General features: G+C 65.7%; 21 protein-coding genes. 13 read left to right on the top strand and 8 right to left on the bottom strand.

Features of this window, described 5'->3' with window-relative positions; all coding sequences use genetic code 11:
- The coding region (locus AYJ54_RS27205) for a penicillin-binding protein 1A (RefSeq protein ID WP_245329143.1) at positions 1-1,919 on the bottom strand (1,919 nt) is incomplete at its 3' end.
- A 221-nt stretch (positions 1,920-2,140) separates the two neighbouring features.
- Positions 2,141-3,442, bottom strand: a complete 1,302-nt coding sequence (locus AYJ54_RS27200; RefSeq protein ID WP_063703759.1) for an N-acetylmuramoyl-L-alanine amidase — start codon at positions 3,440-3,442, stop codon at positions 2,141-2,143.
- A 709-nt stretch (positions 3,443-4,151) separates the two neighbouring features.
- Between AYJ54_RS27200 and AYJ54_RS27190 the strand changes: the two genes are divergently transcribed.
- Both AYJ54_RS27190 and AYJ54_RS27185 read left to right on the top strand, forming a co-directional pair.
- Positions 4,152-7,259 carry an Rne/Rng family ribonuclease gene (locus AYJ54_RS27190; RefSeq protein WP_063703755.1) on the top strand — a complete coding sequence of 1,036 codons (3,108 nt, stop codon included), beginning with the start codon at positions 4,152-4,154 and terminating at the stop codon, positions 7,257-7,259.
- Between the two features lie 65 nt (positions 7,260-7,324).
- A complete protein-coding gene (locus AYJ54_RS27185) occupies positions 7,325-8,557 on the top strand; it encodes an NAD(P)/FAD-dependent oxidoreductase (RefSeq protein ID WP_063703754.1) in 1,233 nt (410 codons plus the stop codon).
- Here the strand turns inward: AYJ54_RS27185 and AYJ54_RS27180 are convergent.
- Together AYJ54_RS27180 and AYJ54_RS27175 are read right to left on the bottom strand one after the other, a co-directional pair.
- Positions 8,554-10,638, bottom strand: coding sequence for a tetratricopeptide repeat protein (locus AYJ54_RS27180; protein WP_063703752.1), 2,085 nt, complete (start codon positions 10,636-10,638; stop codon positions 8,554-8,556). The two genes, AYJ54_RS27185 and AYJ54_RS27180, sit on opposite strands and share 4 nt — an antisense overlap.
- A gap of 63 nt (positions 10,639-10,701) precedes the next feature.
- Positions 10,702-11,538: a helix-turn-helix transcriptional regulator gene (locus tag AYJ54_RS27175; RefSeq protein WP_063703750.1), complete on the bottom strand. Its 837-nt coding sequence runs from the start codon at positions 11,536-11,538 to the stop codon at positions 10,702-10,704.
- Positions 11,539-11,628: 90 nt separating this feature from the next.
- Between AYJ54_RS27175 and AYJ54_RS27170 the strand changes: the two genes are divergently transcribed.
- A complete protein-coding gene (locus AYJ54_RS27170; protein ID WP_063703749.1) occupies positions 11,629-12,513 on the top strand; it encodes an SDR family oxidoreductase in 885 nt (294 codons plus the stop codon).
- Between the two features lie 35 nt (positions 12,514-12,548).
- Here AYJ54_RS27170 and AYJ54_RS27165 read toward each other — a convergent pair whose 3' ends face one another.
- The 3 genes from AYJ54_RS27165 to AYJ54_RS27155 form a co-directional block, all read right to left on the bottom strand.
- Entirely contained in the window at positions 12,549-13,883 is a 1,335-nt protein-coding gene (locus AYJ54_RS27165; RefSeq protein ID WP_063703747.1) for a dicarboxylate/amino acid:cation symporter, read from the bottom strand.
- Between the two features lie 84 nt (positions 13,884-13,967).
- Entirely contained in the window at positions 13,968-14,528 is a 561-nt protein-coding gene (locus tag AYJ54_RS27160; RefSeq protein WP_430641448.1) for a biotin transporter BioY, read from the bottom strand.
- A gap of 87 nt (positions 14,529-14,615) precedes the next feature.
- A complete protein-coding gene (locus AYJ54_RS27155; RefSeq protein ID WP_063703744.1) occupies positions 14,616-15,803 on the bottom strand; it encodes a pyridoxal phosphate-dependent aminotransferase in 1,188 nt (395 codons plus the stop codon).
- 176 nt (positions 15,804-15,979) lie between these two features.
- Between AYJ54_RS27155 and AYJ54_RS27150 the strand changes: the two genes are divergently transcribed.
- From AYJ54_RS27150 to aat, 10 genes are all read left to right on the top strand, one after another.
- The gene (locus tag AYJ54_RS27150; protein ID WP_063703742.1) at positions 15,980-17,380 is read left to right on the top strand and encodes a M48 family metalloprotease; all 1,401 of its coding nucleotides are present in this window, start codon (positions 15,980-15,982) and stop codon (positions 17,378-17,380) included.
- Positions 17,381-17,467: 87 nt separating this feature from the next.
- A complete protein-coding gene (locus AYJ54_RS27145) occupies positions 17,468-18,235 on the top strand; it encodes a DsbA family protein (RefSeq protein WP_063703740.1) in 768 nt (255 codons plus the stop codon).
- A 198-nt stretch (positions 18,236-18,433) separates the two neighbouring features.
- Entirely contained in the window at positions 18,434-19,246 is an 813-nt protein-coding gene (locus tag AYJ54_RS27140) for a DUF1236 domain-containing protein (protein ID WP_063703738.1), read from the top strand.
- Positions 19,247-19,472: 226 nt separating this feature from the next.
- Positions 19,473-19,940: a type II 3-dehydroquinate dehydratase gene (gene aroQ / locus AYJ54_RS27135; RefSeq protein ID WP_063703737.1), complete on the top strand. Its 468-nt coding sequence runs from the start codon at positions 19,473-19,475 to the stop codon at positions 19,938-19,940.
- Positions 19,941-19,976: 36 nt separating this feature from the next.
- Positions 19,977-20,468 carry an acetyl-CoA carboxylase biotin carboxyl carrier protein gene (gene accB, locus AYJ54_RS27130; RefSeq protein ID WP_063703735.1) on the top strand — a complete coding sequence of 164 codons (492 nt, stop codon included), beginning with the start codon at positions 19,977-19,979 and terminating at the stop codon, positions 20,466-20,468.
- Positions 20,469-20,530: 62 nt separating this feature from the next.
- Complete coding sequence (accC, locus tag AYJ54_RS27125; protein WP_063703734.1) at positions 20,531-21,889, top strand: acetyl-CoA carboxylase biotin carboxylase subunit; 1,359 nt, start codon at positions 20,531-20,533, stop codon at positions 21,887-21,889.
- Positions 21,890-21,994: 105 nt separating this feature from the next.
- Positions 21,995-23,521, top strand: coding sequence for a sensor histidine kinase (locus tag AYJ54_RS27120; protein ID WP_063703732.1), 1,527 nt, complete (start codon positions 21,995-21,997; stop codon positions 23,519-23,521).
- Complete coding sequence (locus tag AYJ54_RS27115; protein WP_063703729.1) at positions 23,518-23,958, top strand: response regulator; 441 nt, start codon at positions 23,518-23,520, stop codon at positions 23,956-23,958. Before AYJ54_RS27120 ends, AYJ54_RS27115 begins: the two co-directional genes overlap by 4 nt.
- Entirely contained in the window at positions 23,955-25,058 is a 1,104-nt protein-coding gene (locus tag AYJ54_RS27110; protein WP_063703727.1) for a sensor histidine kinase, read from the top strand. The genes AYJ54_RS27115 and AYJ54_RS27110 overlap by 4 nt, the downstream gene beginning before the upstream one ends.
- A gap of 59 nt (positions 25,059-25,117) precedes the next feature.
- The gene (aat, locus tag AYJ54_RS27105) at positions 25,118-25,798 is read left to right on the top strand and encodes a leucyl/phenylalanyl-tRNA--protein transferase (RefSeq protein WP_063703725.1); all 681 of its coding nucleotides are present in this window, start codon (positions 25,118-25,120) and stop codon (positions 25,796-25,798) included.
- A gap of 30 nt (positions 25,799-25,828) precedes the next feature.
- On the opposite strand, the gene AYJ54_RS27100 is transcribed toward aat, so the two are convergent.
- Positions 25,829-26,869: a DUF2155 domain-containing protein gene (locus AYJ54_RS27100; protein ID WP_063703723.1), complete on the bottom strand. Its 1,041-nt coding sequence runs from the start codon at positions 26,867-26,869 to the stop codon at positions 25,829-25,831.
- Between the last annotated feature and the right edge of the window lie 56 nt (positions 26,870-26,925).

Raw genomic sequence — 26,925 nt, 5'->3', positions numbered from 1 at the left:
CCCGCCGCATCGCAGCCGCGGCATTCGCGCTGGTCATGCTTGAAGATGGTGTGGCCGTAACGATCCTGAATGCGGTCGATCAGCGTCGGCTTCACGCGGCGGCCGCCATTGGCAAGCATCGAATAGGCCGTGACCATCCGCATCGCCGTCGTTTCGCCGGCGCCGAGCGCGTAGGATAGATAGTTCGGCAGCTCGTCATAGACGCCGAAACGGCGCGCATATTCGCCGATCAGGGGCATGCCGATGTCCTGCGCGAGCCGCACCGTCACGGTGTTGAGCGACTGCCGCAGCGCGTTTCGCAGCGTCACCGGCCCCTGATATTTGTTCGAGGAGAAGTTTTCCGGCCGCCAGACGCCGGCGCCCTGGCCCTGGTCGATTTCGATCGGCGCGTCCAGCACCACGGTCGACGGCGTATAGCCGTTGTCGAGCGCGGCCGAGTACACGATCGGCTTGAACGACGAACCCGGCTGCCGATAGGCCTGCGTGGCGCGGTTGAACTGGCTCTGGTCGAACGAGAAGCCGCCGACCATCGCGAGCACGCGGCCGGTCCACGGATCCATCACCACCATCGCGCCGGACACCTCAGGGATCTGCCGCAGCCGGTACTGGCCTTCGACGGGCTGGCCGTCCTTGTAGAGCGGATCGGCATAGATCACGTCGCCGGGCTGGAGCACCTGCGACACAGCCGTCGGCGCCCTGCCCTTCGCGGCGCCTTGCGCAGCCCGCGCCCATCGCACGCCGTCGAGCGTGACGATGCCGGTCTCGCGCTGCTTGCTCACGGCGCCGCCGAGCTCGCGGTTCGGCTGGAAGCCGATGCGCGCCGACTGATCGCTGGTTTCCAGCACCACCGCCATGCGCCATGGCGAGATGTCGGACAGCGACTTGATCTCGGCGAGCTTCACGCCCCAGTCGCCTGAAATATCGAGCTTGCTCATGGCGCCGCGATAGCCCTGCTGCTCGTCATAGTTCACGAGGCCCGAGACCATGGTCTTGCGCGCCATGACCTGGATCTTTGGATCGAGCGTAGTGCGGACCGAGAGGCCGCCCTCATAGAGCTTCTTCTCACCATAGCGCTCGAAGATGTCGCGGCGGACTTCCTCGGCAAAGTATTCGCCGGCGAAGGTGTGGGCGCCGTTGGAACGGTTGGTGACGGCCAGCGGCTCCTTGCGCGCCTTCTCGGCGTCGGCCTGCTTGATCCAGCCGTTCTCCTGGAGGCGGTCGATCACGTAATTGCGGCGCTCGATGGCGCGATCGCGGTTACGCACCGGATGCAGCGTCGCCGGCATCTTCGGCAGCGCCGCGAGATAAGCGGCTTCGGCCACGGTGAGCTCGTTCACCGACTTGTCGAAATAGACCAGCGAAGCGGCCGCGATGCCATAGGCGCCGAGGCCCAGATAGATCTCGTTCAGATACAGCTCGAGGATCTTGTCCTTCGAGTAGGTCTTCTCGATCCGCATCGCCAGCAAGGCTTCCTTGATCTTGCGGGCGAAGGAGACCTCGTTGGTCAGAAGGAAGTTCTTGGCGACCTGCTGGGTGATGGTGGAGGCGCCCTGCGGACGGCGGTTGGAGCCGTAGTTCTGGAGATAGAGCAATCCGGCACGCGCCATGCCGGTGTAGTCGATGCCGCCGTGCTCGTAGAAATTCTTGTCCTCGGCCGCCAGGAACGAGTTGATCACGAGCTTGGGCACCGCCTGGATCGGCAGATAGAGCCGGCGTTCCTTGGCGTATTCGCCGAGCAGCGAGCCGTCGACCGCGTGCACGCGGGTCATCACCGGCGGTTCGTAATCCTGAAGCTGAGAGTAATCGGGCAAGTCCTTGGAGAAATGCCAGATCAGGCCTGCCACGGCACCAACACCGACAAGGAACACCACCGTTCCCGCGGCGAACAGGAAGCCCATGAACCGCACCAGCAAGCGCATTATCTATTTATCCGTTCAAACTCTGGATCAGCCCTTGGCGCCGCCAACAGGCGCCATCCTCACGTAGCGAATTCGCCGGCTTACTCAAATACATCGGCGCCGGACCTGAAGACGCTTGCCGAACGGGATTCTCGTCGATTCCGGAACCCCCTGCGACGTTTTTATAAGGCGCCCGCTGTGGCCAAACTAGGGCTTAACAGCGGGGTGGAAGATTACCCTCTTCAATTCGAAGACCCTGCGGTTGCCATCCGCTTGGCCAGAAATCCGTCGATCGCCTGCGCCATCGAGCCCACGGCGCGGGACCGCCAGCCCTCGGAGACCAGATGCTCGAGGTCTCCCTTGTTGGAGACATAGCCGATCTCGACCAGCACCGACGGCACGTCGGGCGCCTTCAGCACCCGGAAGCCAGCCGACTTCAGCGGGTGCTTGTGCATCCGCACCGTGGACTTCATTTCGCCCATCAGCAAACGGGCAAAACGGTTTGAAAACGTGCGCGTTTCCCGCTGGGTGAGGTCGATCAGGATGTCCGCGACGTCGGTCGGCTCCTCCGCGAGGTTGAAGCCGGCGATCGCGTCGGCCCGGTTTTCCGCGTCGGCCAGGCGCTCGGCCTCGGCGTCGGAGGCCTTGTCGGACAGTGTGTAGATCGTGGCGCCCTGCGCATCGCCTTCCGCCCGCGGCAACGCATCGGCATGGATCGAGACGAACAGCGCGGCCTTGAGGTTGCGTGCGATTTTGACCCGGTCGTTGAGAGGAATGAAGGTGTCGTCGTCCCGCGTCATCACCACGCGGTACTTGCCGCTCTTTTCCAGCCGGTCGCGCAGCGCGAGGCCAAAGGCCAGCACCAGGTTCTTTTCGCTCTCGCCGCTCGATTGCGTTCCGTTGTCGATGCCGCCATGGCCGGGATCGATCACCACCACGGCGCGCCCATCCGCCGGCTTCTGCTGTCCCGGATCCGGAGCGGCTTGCGCGGCAGGAACGGTCGCGGGCTGCGCGTCGGCGATCGCGGGCCGCAGCTCGGGGCGACTGTCCGGAGAGAGCGACTGCACGAAGGCGGTGCGGTCGACCTCCTCGAGCTCGAGCACGAGCCGGGCCGGCTGGCCGTTGGCCGCCTCGAGCACGTAGGAGTTGGTGATCTTGGCGGGGCCTGCGAGGTCGAACACGATTCGTGAGCCGCCGGGCATCACCAGCCCGTAGCGGAAGGCCTTGACCAGCCCCCGCCCCCCGGCGCCCGTGCCGGACGGCAGCTGGAAATTGATCTGGGGGACATCGACCACGACGCGATACGGGTCGGCCAGGGTGAAGGCGCGGAACGTGACCGTCTGGTCGAGGTCGAGGATGAACCGGGTCTGCCTGGCGTCGCCAGCCAGCCGCGCGCCCGAGGCAACCGGAAAATTCGCCGCCGCGACAGTCGGTTGCGCCTGGGTTTCGGCAGCTTTCAGGCGGGTCGAATCGACATACCAGAATGCTGCGGCGCACAGTAGCGCGCACGCCAGCAAAACCCGATGATTTGCGCGGCTCGCCACCGATTCCGTGCCTCCGAGCAGCTTCCTTATCGCAATAGAACTGCAGGGTTAACCAGGTCTTAAAGCCAAAAGAAACGAAACTCGACGACTGTGACCGGCATGCGACGCTCCCTTGCACCGATGGCCTATTCCTCGTATGTACAGGGTGCTGACGGCCAATATTTTCGGTTGTGTCGCATTCAGCCACCTGGTGCAGCGCCGGAACTCTCAAGCCTTGGGAATTCCTGCGTTTTCCCATTCCTTCTTGAGGCCAGCGCGGCGCGCGGCAGCGAGGTGGAACGGGGTTGAGCCCCGGCGGCAGGCGGTCCTAGGTTACCTCTCGCGTTCCAGGGACGGTTTTGACAGCGACGTAGCCTCGTTACCCGATCCCTTAATCCCAAGGGAGCGGTTCTGGATCCTCAGGACGCGCGATCTCGCGCCAGACCTGGCCAGCAGCAACTGATTAAGGGGCGGCCTCGCCGCCCAAGCTTTCATACGGGCCGACGCTTGATGCGCCAGACTGTGCCGACGAAATCTGAAGGACCATTCGCGACGCTGCGGAGCGAAACTCCCGCGCGCCGCCTTGGGCCTCCAGCCTCCGGTTCGGCAAGGCGCGAGAGAGGACGTTTCGGCCTTCCCCTCACCCCCGAATCAGGTGGACCGTCGCGTCACCCGGCGGCGCGATTCGCGCCCACGGTGAATCGCGCCCGCCGCCGCCAAGAGTTAAGACATGCCCAACAAGATGTTGATCGATGCCACCCACCCGGAAGAGACCCGGGTCGTCGTGGTCCGCGGCAATCGCGTCGAAGAGTTTGATTTCGAGACCGCACAACGCAAGCAACTGCGCGGGAATATCTATCTCGCCAAGGTCACCCGGGTCGAACCCTCGCTCCAGGCCGCTTTCGTTGAATATGGCGGCAACCGTCACGGCTTCCTTGCCTTCAGCGAAATCCATCCCGACTACTACCAGATCCCGGTCGCGGATCGGCAGGCGCTGATCGAGGCCGAGGAGCAGGCCCATCGCGAGGCCGAGGAGGAGAACGAGAACCGTTCCCACGGCCGCCGCCGCTCGCGCCACCGCAACGCCCGCCGCCGCGGCCATGGCGAGCGCGTTCAGAGCGACATCGTCGAAGGCCTCGAGGCCGGCGCGGATCCCGCCGCCCAGCCGCTCGAGGGCGAGGTGCTGGCCGAGCACGCCGAGGGCGTCCCGCATGAGGGCGAGCATCTGCACGCCGGCGCCGAACAGCACGGTACGTTCGAGGCCCACGACCATGACCACGATCACGACGAGCATGGTCACGACGATCATCATGATCATGATGACGAGCATCACGCGCATGATCACGCTGATCATGACCACGTAGGCGAGCGCGATCACCACGCCCACGACCACGATCATGCCGACGAGGCACCGGCTGTCGTTGCCGCCGTCGGAGCCGAGCCTGTTTTCGCGACCGATGCAACCGTCGAGCCGCAGGACGCAGCGGAAGCGCCGACGGGCGAAGCTCACGCCGAAGCCGTGACCGCCGCCGTCGAACCAGCCGACGCCGTTTACGCGGCCGGCGAGAGCGCCGAAGCGCCGCATCAGGACGGCAAGGAAGCGGCGGCCGAAGACGACGACGGCGAGGATGAGGACGGCGAGGAAGCCGAAGAGGAAGTCGTCGAATCCGTCGGCGGCGACGACGTGCTGGAGGAAGTGCCGGAGCGCCCGTTCCGTCCCCGCCGCCAGTACAAGATCCAGGAAGTGATCAAGCGCCGCCAGGTGATGCTGGTGCAGGTCGTCAAGGAAGAGCGCGGCAACAAGGGCGCGGCGCTCACGACCTACCTCTCGCTCGCCGGCCGCTATGCCGTCCTGATGCCGAACACCGCGCGCGGCGGCGGCATCAGCCGCAAGATCACGAGCGCGCAGGACCGTTCTCGTCTCAAGGAGGTCGTGCAGGATCTCGACGTGCCCGAGGGCATGGGCATCATCCTGCGCACGGCCGGCGCGTCCCGCACCAAGCCCGAGATCAAGCGCGACTTCGAATATCTGATCCGGATGTGGGAGACGGTGCGCGACCTGACGCTGAGGTCGCAGGCCCCGACCCTGGTCTACGAGGAAGGCTCGCTGATCAAGCGCTCGCTGCGCGACCTCTACAACAAGGAGATCGACGAGATTCAGGTGGCGGGCGAATCCGGCTACCGCGAAGCCCGCGACTTCATGAAGATGCTGATGCCCGCCAATGTCAGCGCGGTGAAGCAGTATCGCGATGGCCAGCCGCTGTTCTCACGGATGGGCGTCGAAAGCCAGCTGGACGCGATGTTCTCGCCGACCGTGCAGTTGCGCTCAGGCGGCTACGTCGTCATCAACCAGACCGAGGCGCTGGTCTCGATCGACGTCAACTCGGGCCGCTCGACGCGCGAGCACCACATTGAGGACACCGCGCTTAAGACCAATCTGGAAGCGGCCGAAGAGGTCGCCCGCCAGCTTCGCCTGCGCGACCTCGCCGGCCTGATCGTCATCGACTTCATCGACATGGACGAGAAGCGCAACAACCGCGCGGTCGAGCGCAAGCTGTCCGATTGCCTCCGGCAGGACCGCGCGCGCATCCAGGTCGGCCGGATCTCGCATTTCGGCCTCTTGGAGATGTCGCGCCAGCGCATCCGCGCCAGCGTGCTGGAATCCTCGACCGACCCCTGCCCGCATTGCGGCGGCACCGGCCACGTCCGCTCGGTGTCCTCGGTTGCGCTCCAGCTCCTGCGCGGCCTCGAAGAGATCCTGATGAAGGGCGCGACCCACAATCTGGTGGTCCGCACCCGCACTGACGTCGCGCTCTATGTGCTGAACCACAAGCGTGGCCATCTGCGCGATCTCGAGAACAGCTTCAAGGTCACGCTGTCGATCATCGCCGACGCGAGCGTCAGCGGCCCGCAGGCCTATGTCATCGACCGCGGCGAGCAGGTACATACGCTGGAAGCGGCCAAGGCGCTGCTCGCGCAGGCGGCTGCAAGCCCGCCGCCCGCAGCCGAAGAGGCCTATGACGATGAGGAGTTCGATCCGGAGCTCGAATCCGAAATCGAGAGCGAAGAGACCGAAGGTCTTGCCGAGGAGCAGGCTGCGGGTGAAGCAGCGCCCGAGCAGGACGGCCAGCGCCGCAGGCGGCGTCGCCGCCGGCGCGGCCGCGGTAGCCAGCGCGAGGGCGAGCTTCGCGAGGACGGCGCGCCGACCGCCCCCGATGCGGCGATGGTCGCAGGCGAGGCTGACGAAGACACTGAAGCCGCCGACCAGGATGGCGAGGAGACCGAGGAACAGCAGGCCCGCGGCGAGCAGCAGGGCAGCGGCGAGCGCCGCCGCCGGCGTGGTCGCCGCGGCGGACGCCGTCGGCGCGGTGGCGGCGGCGAGGACGGTCTCGCCGGGTCGATCAGCGACGAACTCAGCGCCAATCCGCCGTCGGAAGCGACCGAGGCGGTCGCCGATTTCGACGGTGGCAGCAGCGAGGCTGCGCCTTCGATTGCTCATGCCGAGCCGGCCGAGGCAGCCGCCGAGCTCCAGGTCGCGCAGCCCGAGCCGCACGCCGAAATGCACGCGGAGGTGCCGGCTCAGCCCGAGCCCGTCGCTCCTGTTGCAACCGACGAGCCGGCCGCCGACGACAAGGCCGCGCGCCGCCGCTCCACGGTCCGGGAAAAGGTGAGCTTCCTGCTCAACAGCCAGCCCGAGCCCGCAACCCCGCTTGCGCAGGCGACCGAACCGGTCGCGCCGCCGCCGGCTCCGGAGCCCGCACCGCAAGAGGCCAGCGAAACGCCGGCCGCACCGCGGCGTGCCGGCTGGTGGTCGCGCCGCTTCGGCGGCGGCGAATAGAACGAATAATCCAGACGAAACCGCCCGGTCATGCCGGGCGGTTTTGATTTGGGAGGGTCATTCGAATGCAAAGCGCGATCGTTCTCGGCGGCGGCATGGTGGGTGTGGGCGCGGCGCTGCATTTGCGGCGGCGCGGCTGGTCCGTGACCCTCGTCGACCGCAAGGAGCCCGGCCGCGAGACGAGCTACGGCAATGCCGGCATGATCCAGGCGGAAGCGGTCCGCCCCTATCCGATGCCGCGCGACTTCGCGACGCTTCTGAAGATCGCGACCGGCCGCACAAATGATGTCCGCTATAGCCTTGCGTCACTCCATCGCCATGTCGAGCCCCTGCTCCGCTATTGGTGGCATTCGGCGCCGAAGCGGCATCGCGAAGCCATCGCCGCCTGGGCGCGCCTGATCGCCTACGCGACACCGGAGCACGACATTCTCATCCGCGAAGCCCACGCCGACAATCTCATCCGCCGCGCCGGCTATCGCCTCCTGCATCGCGACCCCGTCGCATTCGACCTCGCGATCAAGACGGCAGAGGAAAACCAGCGCGACTTCGGCGTGAAGTTCCGGGTCCTCTCGGGCGGCGAGCTCGCCAAAGCGGAGCCGCTGCTGCGCGACGATCTTCCTGGCGCGATCCATTGGCTCGAGCCGTGGACGGTGTCCGATCCCGGCGCGCTCGTCGCCGCCTATGCGGAGCTGTTCCTGCGGCTGGGCGGCACAATATTGCGCGGCGATGCGGAGACCTTGCAGCAGACCGCCGCGGGCTGGTCGGTCAACACGGACGAAGGGCGCATCGATGCCGCCGCCGTCGTGGTGACGCTCGGACCGTGGTCGCCCGATCTCCTCTACAAATTCGGCTACCGCATCCCACTGGTGCGCAAGCGCGGCTACCACATGCACTATAGCGGCGGCAGCTCCCTCGATCTGCCGCTGGTCGATACGGCAAGAGGCTACGCGATGGGGCCGATGGCCAAGGGCATCCGCATCACGACCGGCGCAGAGCTGACCGGGCCTGATGCGCCGGCGACGCCCATACAACTCGCTAGTGCGGAAGCTTCCGCACGAGAACTGCTCGATCTCGGCAGCCGCGTCGAGCCCGAGCCCTGGTTTGGCACCCGCCCCTGCACACCCGACATGCTGCCCGTGCTCGGCCCGGCGCCGCGCCATCGCGGCCTCTGGATGAATTTCGGCCACGGCCACCAGGGCTTCACACTCGGCCCCGCGACCGGGCGCCTGCTCGCGGAGATGATGAACGGCGAGGCGCCGTCAATCGATCCCGCACCGTACCGACCGGATCGCTTCTAGCCGGCGCGTTTCGCGGCGAGCACCGCGAGCGCGGCCGATAGGCGCATCAGCGGATCGTCCCACTCGCGCGGCCGGCGCTGGCGGAACAGCCGCATGGTCGGATACCACGGGCTGTCCTCGCGGTCGCGCAGCCAGCGCCAGTCGAGCGCGTAAGGCAACAGCACCCACACCGGCCGGCCGAGCGCGCCTGCGAGATGGGCCACCGACGTGTCGACGGCGATGACGAGATCGAGCGCCACGACCGCTGCCGCCGTGTCGGCGAAATCACCGAGCGCGGGTGCGAGATCGACGACGTCGTTGCCGAGTGCGGCAAGCACCGGACCGTCTTCAGGCCGCGGCTCCTTTTGCAGGCTGTAGAGCTGCACGCCCGGCATGACGAGGCGCGGCAGCACGGCTTCCGCCGACAGTGACCGCTGCCGGTCGCCCTTATGCCTGGCATTGCCGGCCCAGACCACGCCGACCTTCAGCGTGGTCGCGTCACCAAGCGCGACGCGCCATCGCGTCAGTTTCGCGGGATCCGGAGTGAGATATGGAACGTCGGCGGGAATGGTGTCGAGCGTGGTGCCGAACACGCGCGGCAGGCTCATCAGCGGCAGTTGCAGGTCGAACGGCGGCACCGGTTCGCCACGCGCAATCACGGTGACATCAGGCAGTGTCCTCAGCAGCGACGCCAGCGCGGGCTGGACCTGAAGGATGATCGATCCGCCCTTTTCCGCCACCATCGGCAGGTAGCGCACGAAGTGCAGGGCATCGCCAAGTCCATATTCGGCGAACAGCAGAAGTGTGCGGTCTTCCAGCGGCTCGCCCTGCCATTCCGGTTCGCTGAAGGTCGGATCGCCGTCGGACAGCGTCTTGCATTTGCGCCGCCACTGATAGGCCTCGAACCCATCTGCGAATTCGCCGTTCATCAGCAGGAAATGCGCGTGATTGTATTGCGCGAGCGCCTGATCCGGATCGAGCGCGATCGCCCGATGCGAGACCGCGAGCGCCTCGTCGATCTCGCCGGCATTGCGCAAGGCGACGGCGAGATTGGCGTGGCCCTTGCCATAGGCCGGATCGGCAGCGACCGCGCGCCGGTGCATGGCAACCGCGTCGTCGACGCGATCCTGCTTCTCGAAGATGATGCCGAGATTGGTCAGGGCCGGCGCATGATCGGGCTTCTGCGCCAGCGCACGCTCGCAGGCCGCGGTGGCGTCATCGAGCGCGCCGAGCTCGCAGAGGCTGGCGCCGAGATTGCTTGCGATCACATGGTCGGCCGGATCGCGCGCAGATGTCTGCCGGTAGATCTCGACAGCCTCATGCAGATGGCCGGCCTCGTGCAGGACGAGGCCGAGCAGGCGCAACGCCGCGAGATTGTCCGGCGCAAGCCGCGTCGCACGGCGGTACTGAACGATCGCGTCATCGAGCAGTCCCTGGCGATAGAGCGCGGCGCCGAGATTGCAGAGCAGCGCCGGATCATCCGGGTCGGCCTCGAGCGCGCGGCGATAGGCGGCCGCAGCCTCGGCAAGTCGCTTCTGGTCTGCAAGGACATTGCCGAGATTGAGCCATGTGCCGGGATAGGCAGGCTCCCGCGCGATGACGGCGCGATAGGCCTCTTCCGCTTCCGACAGCCGGCCCTGTTCCGCCAGCACGACGGCGAGATTGAAGCATGCCCGCGTCAGATGCGCATCGAGCGCGATCGCGCGGCGATAGGCGGCCTCGGCCTCATCGAAGCGCGAGAGCTCACCGAGCGCCACGCCGAGCTTGTTATGGAGGCCTGCATCGTGCGGCCGCCGCACCAGCGCGCGCTGGAACGCGGCCACCGCGCCTTCGCGCTCGCCCTTCACCGCAAGCGCGTCACCGAGCGTGATGAGCGCCGGCGCATGGTCGGGATCGATGTTGAACACGCGGTTGAGCAGCGCCGCGCCAGCGGCCGCGCGGTCGGTGACGAAGGCGACGACGGCGGACAAATGCAACGCCGGCACATGATCCGGCTGCGTTTTGAGCACCTCCGCGCAGAGTGCATCGGCCTCGTCAGGCCGACCGGCCTCAAAATGCTCCACCGCCAGCAACACGATTCGTTCGACCGCCGCCTTGCCCACGATACCGCCCGCCCCTTCGCTTGAAGTGAGATGCGGGTTAAACGCGCGAGGCGGCGGATTCCGTCAGTCGACTCGTTCGGCCAGCAGGGCCTTGATGCGCTTGGCATCCTCCGGCGTTGCCGGATTGTAGACGACCATGCCGAGATCGGGCCGCCCGTCGACGGCGAAGGCGGAGTATTCGAATGCGATGGGTCCGAGCACTGGATGCCGCAGATGCTTGACGCCGTCGCCATGGGTGCGGACGTCGTTGTCGCGCCACAGCGCCGCGAATTCGGGGCTGAGCCGGCAGAGTTCGTCGACGAAATCGGCGACATGCGAGACAGCGCCGGCGCGCGCCGCATCCGCCCTGAAGGCTGCAACCACGAACCGGGCGACGCTGTCCCAGTCATATTGCGCCGCGCGCACGCGGGGCTCGCAGAAGATCAGGCGCAGGATGTTGCGCCGCTCCGGCGGAAGTTCTGCATAGTCGGTCAGCACGACTCTTGCCGCGCGATTCCAGGCGACGACGTCCCAGGTCGCTGTCCTGATGATGGCCGGGCTGGTCTCGAGCGCGTCAAGCACGCGTTGCAGCCGCGGCGAGACGCCCTTGCTTGCCTGGTAGCGCACCTCGGGCGGCCGGCCCAGGCCGATCAGGAACAGGTGCTCGCGCTCGACATCGGTCAGCATCAGCGCGCGTGCGATCCGGTCCAGCACGTCGGCAGACGGAGCGCCACCCCGGCCCTGCTCGAGCCAAGTGTACCAGGTCGGGCTGATATTGGCCCGCTGCGCCACCTCCTCGCGGCGCAGCCCGGGCGTGCGCCTGCGGCTGCCACCGAATCCGAACGCCGCCGCATCCAGGCGGGTGCGGCGGTCCTTCAGGTAGGTCCCAAGCAGGTTCTCGTTGGCGGCAGTCTCGCTCATCCTGTTAGCTATTATACCCTGATAAACTCACTACTTTACCCGGATAATTTTAGCGCAGACGTTCGTCTCCACCAACCCTGGAGATTACTCATGCGTGTATTCGTCACTGGCGCCACCGGCTTTGTCGGCTCCGCCGTCGTTCGCGACCTGATCGCGGCAGGCCATCGCGTCACGGGCCTCGCCCGCACCGTCCCCGGCGCGGCCGCTCTCGCCGCGACGGGGGCCGAGGTCCATCGCGGCTCGCTGGAGGACCACGCGTCCTTGCGCAGCGGCGCAGCCTCCTGCGACGGGGTGCTCCACCTCGCCTTCAACCACGATTTTTCGAAGTTCGCCGACAATTGCGAGCTCGACCGCCGCGCGATCCTCGCACTCGGCGAGGAGCTCAAAGGCTCCGACCGTCCCCTCATCGTCACCTCCGGCGTTGCGCTGCTCGCACCCGGCCGCCTCGCGACCGAGGACGATGCGCATGCCCGCCATTTCCCTCGCGTATCGGAAGCCACGGCTGAGGAGCTCGCAGAGCGCGGCGTCCGCGCCGGTGTCGTGCGGCTGCCGCCCTCCACCCATGGCGAGGGCGATCACGGCTTCGTTCCGCGATTGATTGCGATTGCGCGCGAGAAAGGTGCCGCGGCCTATGTCGGCGACGGCAGCAACCGCTGGCCCGCCGCGCATCGCGCCGACGCCGCGCGCGTGTACCGGCTCGCGCTGGAGCACGGCGCGGTCGCGAAGCGTTATCACGCCATCGCGGAGGAAGGCGTGCCGTTCAAATCCATCGCGGAGGTGATCGGCCGCCGGCTCGGCGTGCCCGTGGTCTCGAAGTCCCCCGAAGAAGCGTCCGCACATTTCGGCTGGTTCGCGCAATTCGCCGGCATCGACGTCCCGACCTCGAGCGCGAAAACGCGCGCCCTGCTCGACTGGGCGCCGAAAGAAAAAGGGCTGATCGAGGATCTCGACCAGCCCTACTATTTCAAGGCCTGACGGCGCGTCGCGCGCCGTCAGATACAGCTTGCAGATCAGTCCGTTGTGACAGCGGTTTCCATGTCAGTCGGATCGATCTGCTGGCTCAGCCTGGCGTTGAGCTTGTCGCGATCGAGCTCGCCCTCCCACCAGGCGACGATCACGCAGGCTACGCCGTTGCCGCAGAGATTGGTCAGCGCGCGGCATTCGCTCATGAACTTGTCGATACCGAGCACGATCGCCATGCCCGGCACGAGCCGCGGATCGACCACCGCGAGTGTCGCGGCGAGCGTGATGAAGCCCGCGCCGGTGATGCCCGATGCGCCCTTCGAGGTTAGCATGGCGACGATCAGGATCGTCATCTGCTGGCCCAGGGTGAGATCGAAACCGAGCGCCTGCGCGATGAACAGCGTCGCCAGCGTCATGTAGATGTTGGTGCCGTCGAGGTTGAACGAATAGCCCGTGGGCACCACGAGGCCGACCACCGACTTCGAGCAGCCGAGCCGTTCCAGCTTCTCCATCAAGGACGGCAGCGCGCTTTCCGACGACGAGGTGCCGAGTACGATCAGCAGCTCGTCCTTGATGTAGGCGAGGAAGCGGAAGATCGAGAAGCCGGCGAGCCGCGCGATGATGCCGAGCACGATGCACACGAACAGCGCGGCGGTGACGTAGAAGGTCGCGATCAGCCCGATCAGGTTGAGGATCGCGCCGGTGCCGAACTTGCCGATGGTGTAGGCCATCGCGCCGAACGCGCCGATCGGCGCCGCCCGCATCACGATGGAGATGACCCCGAACACGGCATGCGCGGCATCGTCGATGAAGCTGCGGATCACGTGGCCGCGCTCGCCGAGACCCATGATGGCGAAGCCGAACAGCACCGAGAACAGCAGCACCTGGAGGATCTCGCCCTGCGCGAAGGCGCCGACCACCGTGTCGGGGATGATGTGCAGGATGAAGTCGACGGTCTTCTGTCCCTCCGCCTGCTTGGCGTAATTGGCAACCGCCTGCGCGTTGGCCGCCGCGTTGCCGAAGCCCGCGCCGGGCTTGACGAGATTGCCGACGATGAGGCCGATCAGGAGTGCGAAGGTCGAGACGACCTCGAAATAGACCAGTGCCTTGACGCCGATACGGCCGACCTTCTTGGCGTCCTGGATGTGCGCGATACCGGAGACAACGGTGCAGAAGATGATCGGCGCGATCACCATCTTGATCAGCTTGATGAAGCCGTCGCCCATCGCCTTGATCCAGTCGTTGGTGGCGACCGTCGGCCACAGCCAGCCGACGATGGCGCCGAGCACGATGGCGATCAGCACCTGGACGTAGAGAATCTTGTACCACGGCTTGGCGGCGGCGGACGCGACCGGCGTCCCCGCCATCGTTGTCGTCGTCATTTGTCTCACTCCCCCTAAAACGCCGGGCCAGCCAAGATCAACTTGGCCGGCCCTGTCAATTGGAACTGCTCGGTATTGCGCGCTTTACCCGCGGCGGTCGACGATCCGGCGCGCGGCCGGCATCAGCGTGGCGCCCAGCGCGTTCTTGACCAGCGACGTGGCGATGAACGGCATGATGCCGACCTGCCAGGCCTTAGGCGCGCCAAGACCCAGACCGTAAGCCAGCCAGCCGAACCCGGCGGCCAGAATGACGATGTGGCCGACCGCCATCGCGGCGAACAGCAGAACGACGCTACGATCCCAGCCGCGCTCGGCGAGATAACCTGTCACGAAGGCTGCCGCGATGAAGCCGAACAGGTATCCGGCGGTCGGACCGACCAGCGGCGCGATCCCGCCGACCGGGCCGGCAAACACCGGCAACCCGATCGCACCTTCGGCGAGGTAGGCGATCATGGTTGCGCTGCCAAGGCGCCAGCCATAGGCCGCGCCGATCATCAGCACGACCAGCGTCTGCAACGTCATCGGCACATAAGGCAGCGGGAGGCTCACCTTGGCTGATAGCGCCATCAACGCCGTACCAAACGCAATCAAGACGAAAGCGCGCAGCGCGCCGGCCGTCTCGCGCGTTTGGGCCGGCCACAACACGGCGGCGAGAGGAAAATGCGGTGCGGCGGCGGATTGGACCGATCTGTCAGACAAGATGAACTCCGGAAGGCTTCACGAAACTGGCGGCTATTTAAGCCAGTGGGCGATCCGGTCAACTGCCTCGCGCATCTCCTCCGCCGAACGTGCATAGGAGAACCGTATGAACGAGCGGCCGTGAATGGGATCGAAATCGATGCCCGGCGTCGCCGCGACATGAGCTTGCTCCAGCATCTGCTTGGCGAAGTCGAAGCTGTCGGAGGTGAAATCCGAGACGTCGGCATAGAGATAGAAGGCGCCGTCGGCCGGCAGGAACCTGGTCAGGCCGGCCTTGGGCAATCCCTCGATCAGGATGCGGCGGTTCTCCTGATAGCCATGCTTGATCACGTCCATCTCGGCCGTTCCGTCGAACGCGGCTTCGGCCGCGACCTGCGATAGCGTCGGCACCGAGATCGAAAGGTTCTGCTGGAGGCGCTCGATCGGCCGCGCCAGGATCTCGGGCACGACCATCCAGCCGACGCGCCAGCCAGTCATGCAAAAATACTTCGAGAACGAGTTGATCACGAGCGCGTGCTCGGAAAGCGCCGCCGCCGTCACTGCGGGAAACGCATAGTCGAGCCCGTGATAGATCTCGTCCGAGATGAAGCGGATGCCTGCGCCTTCCGCAGCCGCCATCAGACCCGATAGCGCCTCCCGGGACATCATCGTCCCCGTGGGATTGGCGGGGCTGCCCACCAGTACGCCCTTGAGCGGCGTCTTGCGATGGGCGGCGAGCAAGGCCTCGCCGGTCAAGGCGTGGCGTGTCTCGCTCGTGGTCTCGATCAGTACCGGCTCGCAACCGAGCGCGGTCAGGATGTGCCGGTACGGCGGATAGCCCGGCACCGTCACCGCAACGCGATCGCCGGGCTCGAACATGGAGAGGAAGGCCAGGATGAAGCCGCCGGAGGAACCCGTCGTCACGACCACCCGCTCGGCGCTGACCGCGCAGCCATAAGCATCGCGATAGTGGCGCGCGATCCGCTCGCGCAGCGAGAGGATGCCGAGCGCGGAGGTATAGTCGATCCGCCCGGCCTCGAGCGCCGCATGGGCGGCCGCGATTGCGGTCTTCGGCGCGCCAGCCGAGGGCTGGCCGACCTCCATGTGAATGACATGGCCCCCAGCCGCCTCGATTCGGGCCGCCGCGGCCATCACATCCATCACCATGAACGGGGGAACATCGCTGCGGCGGGACGGCTCGAGCCACTGCGCCAGGCGGTTCGTCAATGTCGCATCGTGCATCGATTTCTGCTATTTGGCTGGCGGCCGGCCCGCAAAGGTCCGGAAGACGGGGCGCTTGCGCCCCAGACTGGCCGCATTGTACGGCTCATAAGGGCATATCGCGTATCCGGTCCGCCGCCAATCACCAAAACCAATCACGAAACTGCTTTCCGAGACCGTTTGACCAAGATCGCTTGATGTTGCTCCAGATCAGTTTGCGCAAGAAGGCCTCCGCCCTCACCGCCCTCGTCACGGCGGCGGCTCTCGTGCTGACGCCGCTCTCGGCGGCGCGGGCACAGGCCAAGGGCCCCCCCGTCCTGCGCGACACCGAGACCGAGCAGCTGCTGCGCGAATATACGCGCCCCATCCTGCGCGCCGCCGGCCTGGAGAAGCAGAACATCCAGATGGTGATCATCAACGACGCATCGTTCAACGCGTTCGTCGCCGATGGCCGCCGCATCTTCGTCAACTACGGCGCGATCCTGCAGTCGGACACGCCGAACCAGCTGATCGGCGTGCTCGCCCACGAGACCGGGCATCTGGCCGGCGGCCATCTTGCCAAGCTGCGCGAGCAGCTGGCGAACGCGCAGACCCAGATGATCATCGCCATGCTGCTCGGCGCCGGCGCGATCGCTGCGGGCGCTGGCCGCGGCGGCACGGGCAATAACGGCCTTGCCAACGCCGGCGCGGCCGCGATGGCCGGGCCGCAGGAGATGATCCGCCGCTCGCTGCTGTCCTACCAGCGCCAGCAAGAGGAGAACGCCGACCGCGCCGGTGTGAAGTTCCTGACCGCAACCCAGCAGTCGCCGAAGGGCATGTATGAGACCTTCAAGCGCTTCACCAGCGAAAGCCTGTTCGCCACGCGCGGTGCCGATCCCTATCTGCAGTCACATCCAATGCCCGCCGAGCGCGTCGCGGCGCTGCAGGAGTTCGCCCGCACGAGCCCCTATTGGGACAAGAAGGACGATCCGGCACTGCAGCTCCGCCACGACATGGTGCGCGCCAAGATATCGGCGTTCATGGAGCGGCCGGAGACGGTGTATCGCCGCTATCCCACGTCGAACGACAGCATGCCGGCGCGCTACGCCCGCGCCATCAGCACCTATCTTCACGGGGACTTACGCAGCGCACTGGCCCAGATCGACGCGCTGATCCAGGCTCAGCCCAACAACCCGTACTTCTACGAAGTGCGCGGCCAGGCGCTGCTCGAAAGCGGCAAACCCGCGGAGGCCATCCCCGCCCTGCACAAGGCGGTGGCGCTATCGAGCAACTCACCGCTCATCGAGATGTTACTTGGGCAGGCCCTGGTCGGATCCGATAATAAGGCCTACACGGACGAAGCCATTCGGATTCTCCGTGCCGCCGTGGCACGCGAGCCCGAGGCCCCGCTCGGCTATACCCAGCTCGCGATGGCCTATGGGCGGAAGGGAGACTATGCCGAGGCCGATCTGGCGTCGGCGCAGGCCGCTTACTTGCGCGGCGACAACAAAACTGCCCGCGAGCTTGCCACGCGCGCGAAAACCCGTTTCGCCGTCGGCACGCCCGGTTGGGTCAAGGCCGACGACATCGTGGCGTCGAAACCGCCGCGCAACAACTGAAGAAGCCTGACACTACGACGTCACGACAACACGCTTAAGTCCGTCGCGACGTTTTCCGAAACCTGCTTTGGATAAGAGGATTTGCCAATGCCTTCGCTGCGCCTGCTCGTTCCCGCGCTGTTTGCGCTCGCCATCTGTGGCGCGACGGGGCCCGCTTCGGCCGACAGCTTCTCGGATGCCCAGCGCACCGACATCGAGGCGATCGTGAAGAACTATCTCGTCACCCACCCCGAGGTGCTCGAGGAGGCCATGACCGAGCTCAGCAAGCGGCAGGCCGCGGCCGAGGCGCAGAAGCACGAGGCGAGCATCGCGCAGAATTCGGACGCGATCTTCAACTCGCCGCGCCAGGTCGTGCTCGGCAACAAGGACGGCGATGTCACCTTCGTCGAGTTCTTCGATTACAATTGCGGCTACTGCAAACGCGCGATGGCCGACATGCTCGACCTCATCAAGACCGATCCGAAGCTCAAGGTCGTGCTGAAGGAGTTTCCGGTGCTGAGCCAGGGTTCGGTCGAAGCGGCGCAGGTCGCGGTCGCCGTGCGCATGCAGGACCCCACCGGCAAGAAGTATCTCGACTTCCACCAGAAGCTGCTCGGCGGGCGCGGTCAGGCCGACAAGGCGCACGCGCTTGCCGCGGCCAAGGAAGCCGGCCTCGACGTCGCGAAGATCGAGAAGGACATGGCCAATCCCGAAGTGCGCGCCACCATCGAGGAGAACTTCAAGCTCGCCGAGGCGATGGGCATGAACGGCACGCCGAGCTACGTGATCGGCAAGCAGATCGTCGTCGGCGCCATCGGCCTTGAGGGGCTGAAGGAGAAGATCGGCGTCGCACGCTGCGGCAAAGCGACCTGCTAGATCCCATTTTCGGTTATCCGAATATCGCAAAGGGCCGGCTTTTGCCGGCCTTTTTTTGTTGTCCGGATGTTGGTGCGACCATTCATCTCGCATTCAACAAACAAATGCCGAGGAACCGGCGAGGTTTCAGGAACAACCGATTTCTCCCTTCGTTGTCGGCGCGGGCAATGACGCACAAAACACGTGAGGAGAGGTTCAATGACTAATCGCTTTATGATCTCGGTTGCCGCGCTGGCACTTGTCGCGAGCACAGGTCTCGCGAATGCGCAGGGAACTGGGACCAAGGAGTACGGCGGCACTCAGCAGAACGCGCAGCCCTCTACCGGCGCGCCCGAACATGGCGGCGCCATGCACAAGGAGTCCACGGGCAAAGAAAAGGGCACCGTGGGACAGGCTGGCGGATCCATGAAGTCCGGCGCTGAAGAGAAGTCCTCAGGCGCCATGAAGGACGAGCGGCCCGGCGCTATGCACCAGGATTCTACGGGCAAGGAAAAGGGCACCGTGGGACAGGCCGGCGGATCGATGAAGTCCGGCGCTGAAGAGAAGTCCCCGGGTGCGATGAAGGACGAGAAGTCCTCGGGCACGATGCACAAGAATCCGACGGCTGAGGAGAAGTCAGGCGCAACCAAGGGCCAACGCACCGACGAACGCGCCCAAGGCCAGCAGGACAAGTCAAAGGGCATGAGCTCCGAGACGCAGACCAAGTCCGGCACCTCGACGTCGACCCAGACCACCGGCCAGGCTGGCGCAGCCGCCAAGCTCTCGACCGAGCAGCGGACGCAGATCACCTCCGTCATCCGCGAAGAGAAGGTAGCCCCGGTCAGCAACGTCAACTTCTCGATTTCGGTAGGCACCCGGATCCCGCATGAGGGTGTGGTCCTTCACGAGCTTCCGGCCAGGGTCGTGACCATCTATCCGGAGTGGCGGAGCTTCAAGTTCATTCGGGTCCGCGAGGAGATCGTGATCATCGATCCCATCACCTACGAGATCGTAGCGATCCTGAACGCCTAAGACCCGGACGACGGCAACCAATGAGGGCGGGCAGCAATGCCCGCCCTTTTCGGTTGGGCCGGAGCCATGTCTTGGACTGGTTAACAAGCAGTTTCCGTAGTTTCCGCACAGGTTTTTGCAAGCCGGATGAGGCTCCTGAAGCCCTCTGGGAGGTCCTTCAAGGCTTCCCCTAGCGCCCTTTGTTACCTATAACCCCCGCCACGCCGAAGCACCTGCCGGGATAGGAATGGCTGAACCAGCAACCGACACGATCCTCGTTCTCAACGGGCCGAACCTCAACATGTTGGGGACGCGCGAGCCGGAGAAATACGGCCATGCGACGCTGGCCGACGTCGAAAAACTGTGCCGGGAGACGGCGACGCAGTTTGGCCTCAAGGCCGACTGCCGACAGTCCAACCGGGAAGGCGAGCTGATCGACTTCATCCACGAGGCGCATGCCCGCAAGATGGCGGGCATCATCATCAATGCGGGCGGCTATTCGCACACCTCGATCGCGCTGCACGACGCGCTGCTCGCAGCGCAGATCCCGACCGTGGAAGTGCACGTAACCAACATCCACGCCCGCGAGAGTTTTCGTCACCACTCCTACACCGCGCGCGCGGCCTTCGCCTCGCTCTGCGGCTTTGGGATCGAAGGCTACCGCCTCGCCATCCTTGGCCTTGCCGCCAAGCTCGGGCTCAAGCCCAAAGCCTGACGCACCCTCACCACTCGGAACATTCGGAACAGGATCATGGCGCGCCAGCCAGACGACAAAGCAGCCGCAAAGTTTTCCAGCGAGGATTCCGCGCTCGTGCGCGAGCTCGCCTTGCTGCTCGATGAGACCAGCCTCACCGAGATCGAGATCGAGCGCGCAGGCTTCCGCCTGCGCGTCGCGCGCAACATCAGCGTCGCCGCGACCATGCCGATGCCAATGGCGGCCGCCGCCCCCGCAATGCCCGTCGCCGCGGCCGTCGCACCTGCGGCTGCCGCGCCGGACATGTCCAAACACCCGGGCGCCGTCATCTCGCCGATGGTCGGGACCGCCTATTGGGCGCCGGAGCCCGGCGCAAAACCCTTCATCGAGGTTGGCACCAAGGTCTCGGTCGGCCAGACGCTGCTGATCATCGAAGCGATGAAGACGATGAATCAGATCCCCTCGCCGCGCGCCGGCACCGTGACGCAGATCCTGGTCGAAGACGGCCAGCCGGTCGAGTACGGCGAGCCGCTCGTAATCATTGAGTAACGGCCAAGGGCGGCCAGTCGCCCGCGCCGCGTCCTGCGCGCCATTCGTCCCTTAAGGGCATCATGTTCGACAAGATCCTCATAGCCAATCGCGGCGAGATCGCCCTTCGCATCCTCAGGGCCTGCAAGGAGCTCGGCATCGCGACCGTTGCCGTGCACTCCACCGCCGACGCCGATGCCATGCATGTGCGGCTGTCGGACGAAAGCGTGTGCATCGGACCTCCGCCCTCGAAGGACAGCTATCTCAACATCCCGAACCTGCTCGCGGCGTGCGAGATCACCGGCGCGGACGCGGTGCATCCCGGCTACGGCTTCCTATCGGAAAACGCACGCTTTGCGGAAATCCTCTCCGAGCACAATCTGCACTTCATCGGTCCCAAGGCCGAGCACATCCGCCTGATGGGCGACAAGATCGAGGCCAAGAAGACCGCCAAGCGACTCGGCATCCCCGTGGTGCCCGGCTCCGACGGTGCCGTCGGTCCCGACGACAATACGATGGCGATCGCCAGGGAAATTGGCTTTCCCGTGCTGGTGAAGGCTGCTGCCGGCGGCGGCGGCCGCGGCATGAAGGTTGCGCACAGCGAGGCAGATCTTCAGCTGGCATTGTCGACGGCGGCCAACGAGGCGAAGTCCGCCTTCGGCGACGCCTCCGTTTACCTGGAAAAATATCTCCAGAAGCCGCGTCACATCGAGATCCAGATTCTCGGCGACGGCCGCGGCGGCGCGATCCACCTCGGCGAACGCGACTGCTCGCTGCAACGCCGTCACCAGAAGGTCTGGGAGGAAGGTCCCTCGCCCGTCCTCGCCGCAGCCGCGCGTGCCAAGATCGGCGAGACCTGCGCCAAGGCAATGCGCGAGATGAAATATCTCGGCGTCGGCACCATCGAGTTCCTCTACGAGGACGGCGAGTTCTACTTCATCGAGATGAACACCCGCATCCAGGTCGAGCATCCCGTCACCGAGAGCATCACCGACATCGATCTCGTGCTGGAGCAGATCCGCATCGCCGCCGGCGGCGACCTGCCGGCCAGGCAGGACGAAGTGCAGATCATCGGCCACGCGATCGAGTGCCGCATCAACGCGGAGAATCCACAGACCTTCCGACCCTCGCCCGGCCGCATCTCGCAATTCCACCCGCCCGGCGGGCTCGGCGTGCGGATCGATTCCGCAGTCTATCAGGGCTACACGATCCCGCCCTATTACGACTCCCTGGTCGGCAAGCTGATTGTCCACGGCAAGACCCGGGGCGAGTGCCTGATGCGGCTGCGCCGGGCGCTGGACGAGATGGTGGTCGACGGCATCGAGACCACCCTGCCCCTGTTCCGGGCGCTGGTGCGGGAGCCCGCCATCATCGACGGCGACTACCACATCCACTGGCTGGAGCAGTATCTGGCCGGCCAGGCGGAACCGACCCAGAAATAAGTCCGACCCCTCGGGAACCCTTTGCCTTGACGGGCGTTTTGAGCAGCTAGGACTGCTCGAAGGGGGCTCCTTGGACTCCGTTGTCGTGCATGAGGCGAGACCGTCGTGACGGCTGAGGCACAACGGCGGCGCGCATTCTGGCAGATCCTGCTGTTCGCCGCGGGAGTGCTGGTGCTGACCGTGATCAGCGCCGGTTCGGTCTATCTGGTCAACAAGGCCCGCAGCGACAACAAATGGGTGCTCCACACCATCGAGGTGGAGAATCAGGTCAACGCGCTGCTACTCGAGGTGCGTCGCGCCGAGAGCGGCGCGCGCGGCTACCTCCTCACGCAGGGAACGGATTTCAAGGCCGACCACGAGAAGGCGGTGGCGGCCATTATCCCCGCGCTCGACCGGCTCACGCGCCTCAGTACCGACAATCCGGCGCAACGCGACAATGTCGAGAAGCTGAGCGCAGCGATCGAAACCCGGCTGGACCAGTTCGCGCGCGAGATGGACTTCGTCCGGCAGGGCCAGCCGGAGAAGGCGACGGCGCTGCTCAGCGAGGCCGCTGCTGGCGATACCACGACCAAGATCAGCAGCGTCGCCAGCGCAATGATCCGCGAAGAGGAGCGCCTGTTCCGGCTCCGCTCGGTGAACGCCGACCAGAGCCAGACGCTGGCCGCGTCGATGACCGGTATCGGCTCCGGCCTCGTGGTGGTGCTGACGTTGATTTCGATCTGGCTGGTGCGTCGGTCGGCGCGGATCCGCGACGAGGCCGAGGCGCGCCTGCGCGAGGCAAACGTCAATCTCGAGACCGTTGTCGACGAGCGCACGTCAGACCTGCGCGAAGCCAACAACGAGATCCAGCGCTTTGCCTACATCGTGAGCCACGATCTGCGCTCGCCACTCGTCAACATCATGGGCTTCACCAGCGAACTTGAAGAGCTTGGCAGCGACATTTTCCGCCGCATCGGCAGCCTCACCCATGTCCCGGCCGAGGGTCCGCCGGTGGCGCCGGGCACGAACGGCGAGATCGCGCTCGAAGGCCCCGACAAGCAGCTTTCCGAGGACTTTTCCGAGGCGCTCGGCTTCATCAAATCCTCAATCGCCAAGATGGACCGGCTGATCTCGGCGATCCTGAACCTCACCCGGGAGGGCCGGCGCGAATTCCAGCCGGTCAGGATCGACACCCGTGAGTTGATCGAAGCCATCGTGTCAACGCTGGCGCATCAGGCGGCCGAGGCGCAGGCTGAGATCCACGTCGAACCGCTGCCGGACATCATAAGCGACCGCCTTGCGCTCGAGCAGATCTTCTCCAATCTGATCGACAACGCGATCAAGTACCTCAAGAAAGGCGTCCCCGGAGAGATCAGAATCCGCGGGCGCACCAAGCTCGGATACGCTATTTTCGAGATCAGCGATAACGGCCGCGGCATCGATCCGAAGGACCATCAGCGGATTTTCGACCTGTTCCGTCGTGCGGGAACCCAGGATAAGCCCGGCCAGGGCATAGGCCTTGCCCATGTGCGTGCACTTGTGCGTCGTCTTGGTGGCACGATGTCGGTATCGTCGGAACTGAACGCAGGTAGTACATTCACGATCACGCTGCCAATGACCTGGAACGCCAGCAATCGGAAGGCCGACCAATGACCCAGCCTGTCACCATCATCATGATCGAGGATGACGAGGGACATGCCCGCCTGATCGAGCGCAACATCCGCCGGTCCGGGGTCAACAACGAGATCATCGCGTTTGGCAACGGCACCGATGCGATGAAGCATCTGTTCGGCACCGACGGCACCGGACTCGTGCAGAAGGGCAAAGCCCTCCTGATCCTGCTCGACCTCAACCTGCCCGATATGACCGGCATCGACATCCTGAAGCAGATCAAGGAGAACAAGTATCTCAAGGCTTCGCCCGTGGTGGTACTGACCACCACCGATGACTCCCAGGAAATCAAGCGCTGCTACGAGCTCGGCTGCAACGTCTACATCACCAAACCCGTCAACTACGAGAACTTCGCCAACGCCATCCGGCAGCTCGGCCTGTTCTTCTCGGTCATCCAGGTCCCGTCCGCCGCCACATGAACCAGAGAACGCCGACACTGCTCTATATCGACGACGACGATGCGCTGGCGCGCCTCGTCGAGCGCGGGCTGACACGCCGCGGCTACAAGGTCGTTCATGCCGCGAGCGGCGAGGAAGGCCTCGAGCGAATCCGCCGCGCAGATGCCGAGGGCTGTATCGACGTCGTCGCGCTCGACCAGTACATGCCGGGGCTCGACGGGCTTGAGACGCTTGAGCAGATCATGGCGATCCCCGACGCACCGCCGGTGGTGTTCGTCACCGCCTCGCAGGATTCCACCATCGCGGTCACCGCGCTGAAGGCAGGCGCGGCCGACTATCTGGTCAAGGACGTCCAAGGTGATTTCATCCCGCTGCTGCAAGTCGCGGCAGACGGCGCGCTGCGCCAGGCCGAGTTGCAGAGGGCGCGCGAGGAGGCCGAAGCCGAGATCCATGCCTCGCGCGACCGCTACGCCGCGCTTGCCGCCGAGCGCGAGCTGTTGCTGCGCGAGGTCAATCACCGCGTCGGCAATTCGCTCCAGATCATCGCCTCTCTCCTGCACTTGCAGGCGAGTTCCGCCACGCAGGAAGAGGTCAAGGCGGCGCTGACCAACGCGATGGGCCGCGTCGCTGCGGTCGCCCAGGTGCACCGCCGGCTCTACACCTCGCAGGATCTGAAGAGCGTGATCCTGAACCAGTACCTTGACTCGCTGCTCGAGGATCTGCGCCGTTCGGCCGAAGGCAACCGGATGTCGCGCCTGACGCTGAAGGCCGAGCCGATCGAGATCGATCCGGACCGCGCCGTCGCCGTCGGCATCATCGTCAACGAGCTGGTGATGAACGCGGTGAAATATGCCTATCCGGATGGCGCCGGTCCCATCCACGTCGAGCTGACCTCGCAGGGCGAGGACCTCTTGCTGTCGATCGCGGATAACGGCGTCGGCGACAATGCCAAGGCCGATCCGCGCTCGACCGGCATGGGCCAGCGCATCGTTGCCGCCATGGCCTCTAAGCTCGACGCTTCGGTTGAACGCGATCCCGCCCATGCCGGGACCCGCATCGTGCTGAAATTCCGCCGCGTTGCCGCGGCCCCCGGCAAGGCCAACAACGCCGCGGCGAGTTGATCGGCGATAGCTCGCGCCGCCCATCGCAAGCCCATCGCGATCCTGCTATTGTAGGAAGCATGACTTCGCGCGATTCCGCCTCGTCTGAGATCACGCCGGCCGTGCTGTTGCGTGCCTATGCCTGCGGCATCTTTCCGATGGCCGAGAGCGCCGACGATCCGACCCTGTTCTGGGTCGAACCGGAAATGCGCGGCGTTATTCCGCTCGATGGCTTCCGCATCGCCTCGCGCCTTGCGCGGACCGTGCGTGCGGATGCCTTTCGCGTGACCGTCAACACCGCGTTCAAGGCGACCATCGCGGGCTGCGCCGCGCCGCAGACCGGACGTGAGGACACCTGGATCAACAAGCGCATCCGCGACCTCTATGGCGGCCTGCACGAGCTCGGCCATTGCCACAGCGTCGAGGCCTGGCAGGGCGACGACCTCGTCGGCGGCCTCTACGGCGTCAGCCTCGGGCGGGCCTTCTTCGGCGAGAGCATGTTCCACACCGCACGCGATGCCTCCAAGGTCGCGCTGGTGCATCTGGTTGCGCGCCTCATCTACGGCGGCTTCGAGCTGCTCGACACGCAATATGTCACCGAGCATTTGAAAAGTTTTGGCGCGGTCGAGATTTCGCGGCGGCGCTACACCGGCCTGCTCGACCAGGCGCTCGCGGGCGAGCCCGCCGATTTCCTGAAGCTGTCTGCCGGCGATGCGATCCCGGGCGCACGCGCGCTCGAGATCATCGCCACGCGGCAATAGTCAGACAATTTGGCTTTCAGACAATTTGGCTTAACGGCTGAAGCCCGGGAACGGGAACAGGCTCGGTTGCTGCGGCGGCGGTGGAGCCGGCTGCTGCGGAGGCGGCAAGGGCTGTGGCGGACGCTGCTGCACGGCCTGCCTGGGCGCAGCCTTCTTCTGCGCGGGCGGCGGTGGCGGCGGCTTTGCCGCCGCAGGATCCGGCGCCGCGGTCGCGATCGTCTGCTGCGGCTCTTTGCAGTCGGTGAGCCAGATGTCGTAGATCGGGTGCTCGACGCCGTGCAGGCCGGGGCTCGCCGCAAACATCCAGCCGGAGAAGATCCGCTTCACCTCGCCCTGCAACGTGATCTCGTCGACCTCGACGAAGGCGTCGGTGTTGGCAGCCTCCGTCGCGGGCCGCGTGTAGCAGGCGTCGGTTTTGACGCGCAGCGCGCCGAACTGCACGGTCTCGCCGATATCCTCGTCGAAATTGATGATGCGTCCGGTGATCTTGTCGAGCCCCGAGAAGGTCGCCCTTTTGTTCACGATCTTCTGCGCCGGCGGCTCGGTGACGACCTCATCGCCCGGCTGAAGGCTCGCCGGCGTCTGTGGCACGCCACCCTTCTGCTGGGGCTGGCGCTGGCCCGGCGCCGCCGGATTCGCACCCGGCTGCGGCGCCGCTTGCGGATTGGGCGGCGCGACCGCCACGGAGGGCGGCTGGTTCTGCGGAGCGACGGTGGTACCCGGCGGCGGCGCCAAAGGCTGGGTCTCGACCGGCCCCGGCAAGGCGTTGCCCTGGATATTGCCTTGAGGATTGCCCTGGCGCGGCATCGGACGCGACGGCAGCACGCGGCCCTGCGGCGGCAGCTCCGGCACCTCCTCGTCGTCGTCGGGGATCTGCTGCTGCGGCTGTCCACCGCGCGGAATACTGCCGGGCGGCCGCGGCGGCGGATCGGAGAAGATCGTGCCGATCTGCGCCTGCGCAGGCGTAGCGACCGTCATCGCCGAGGCGGCCAAAAGCGCCGCAAGTCCTGTCAGGGTAAGGGTTCGAAACATCTCGCGCGGCTTCAACAGCGAATCGGGCTTGTTGGACATTCTACAGGGGATACCGCCGCTCGCAGGCCACCCGGTTAACACGCCGAATACGGCGG

This window comes from Bradyrhizobium centrolobii (genome assembly GCF_001641635.1).
In the GTDB taxonomy this organism is placed as follows: Bacteria; Pseudomonadota; Alphaproteobacteria; order Rhizobiales; family Xanthobacteraceae; genus Bradyrhizobium; species Bradyrhizobium centrolobii.
This window is presented reverse-complemented; position numbering and strand designations above follow the sequence as displayed.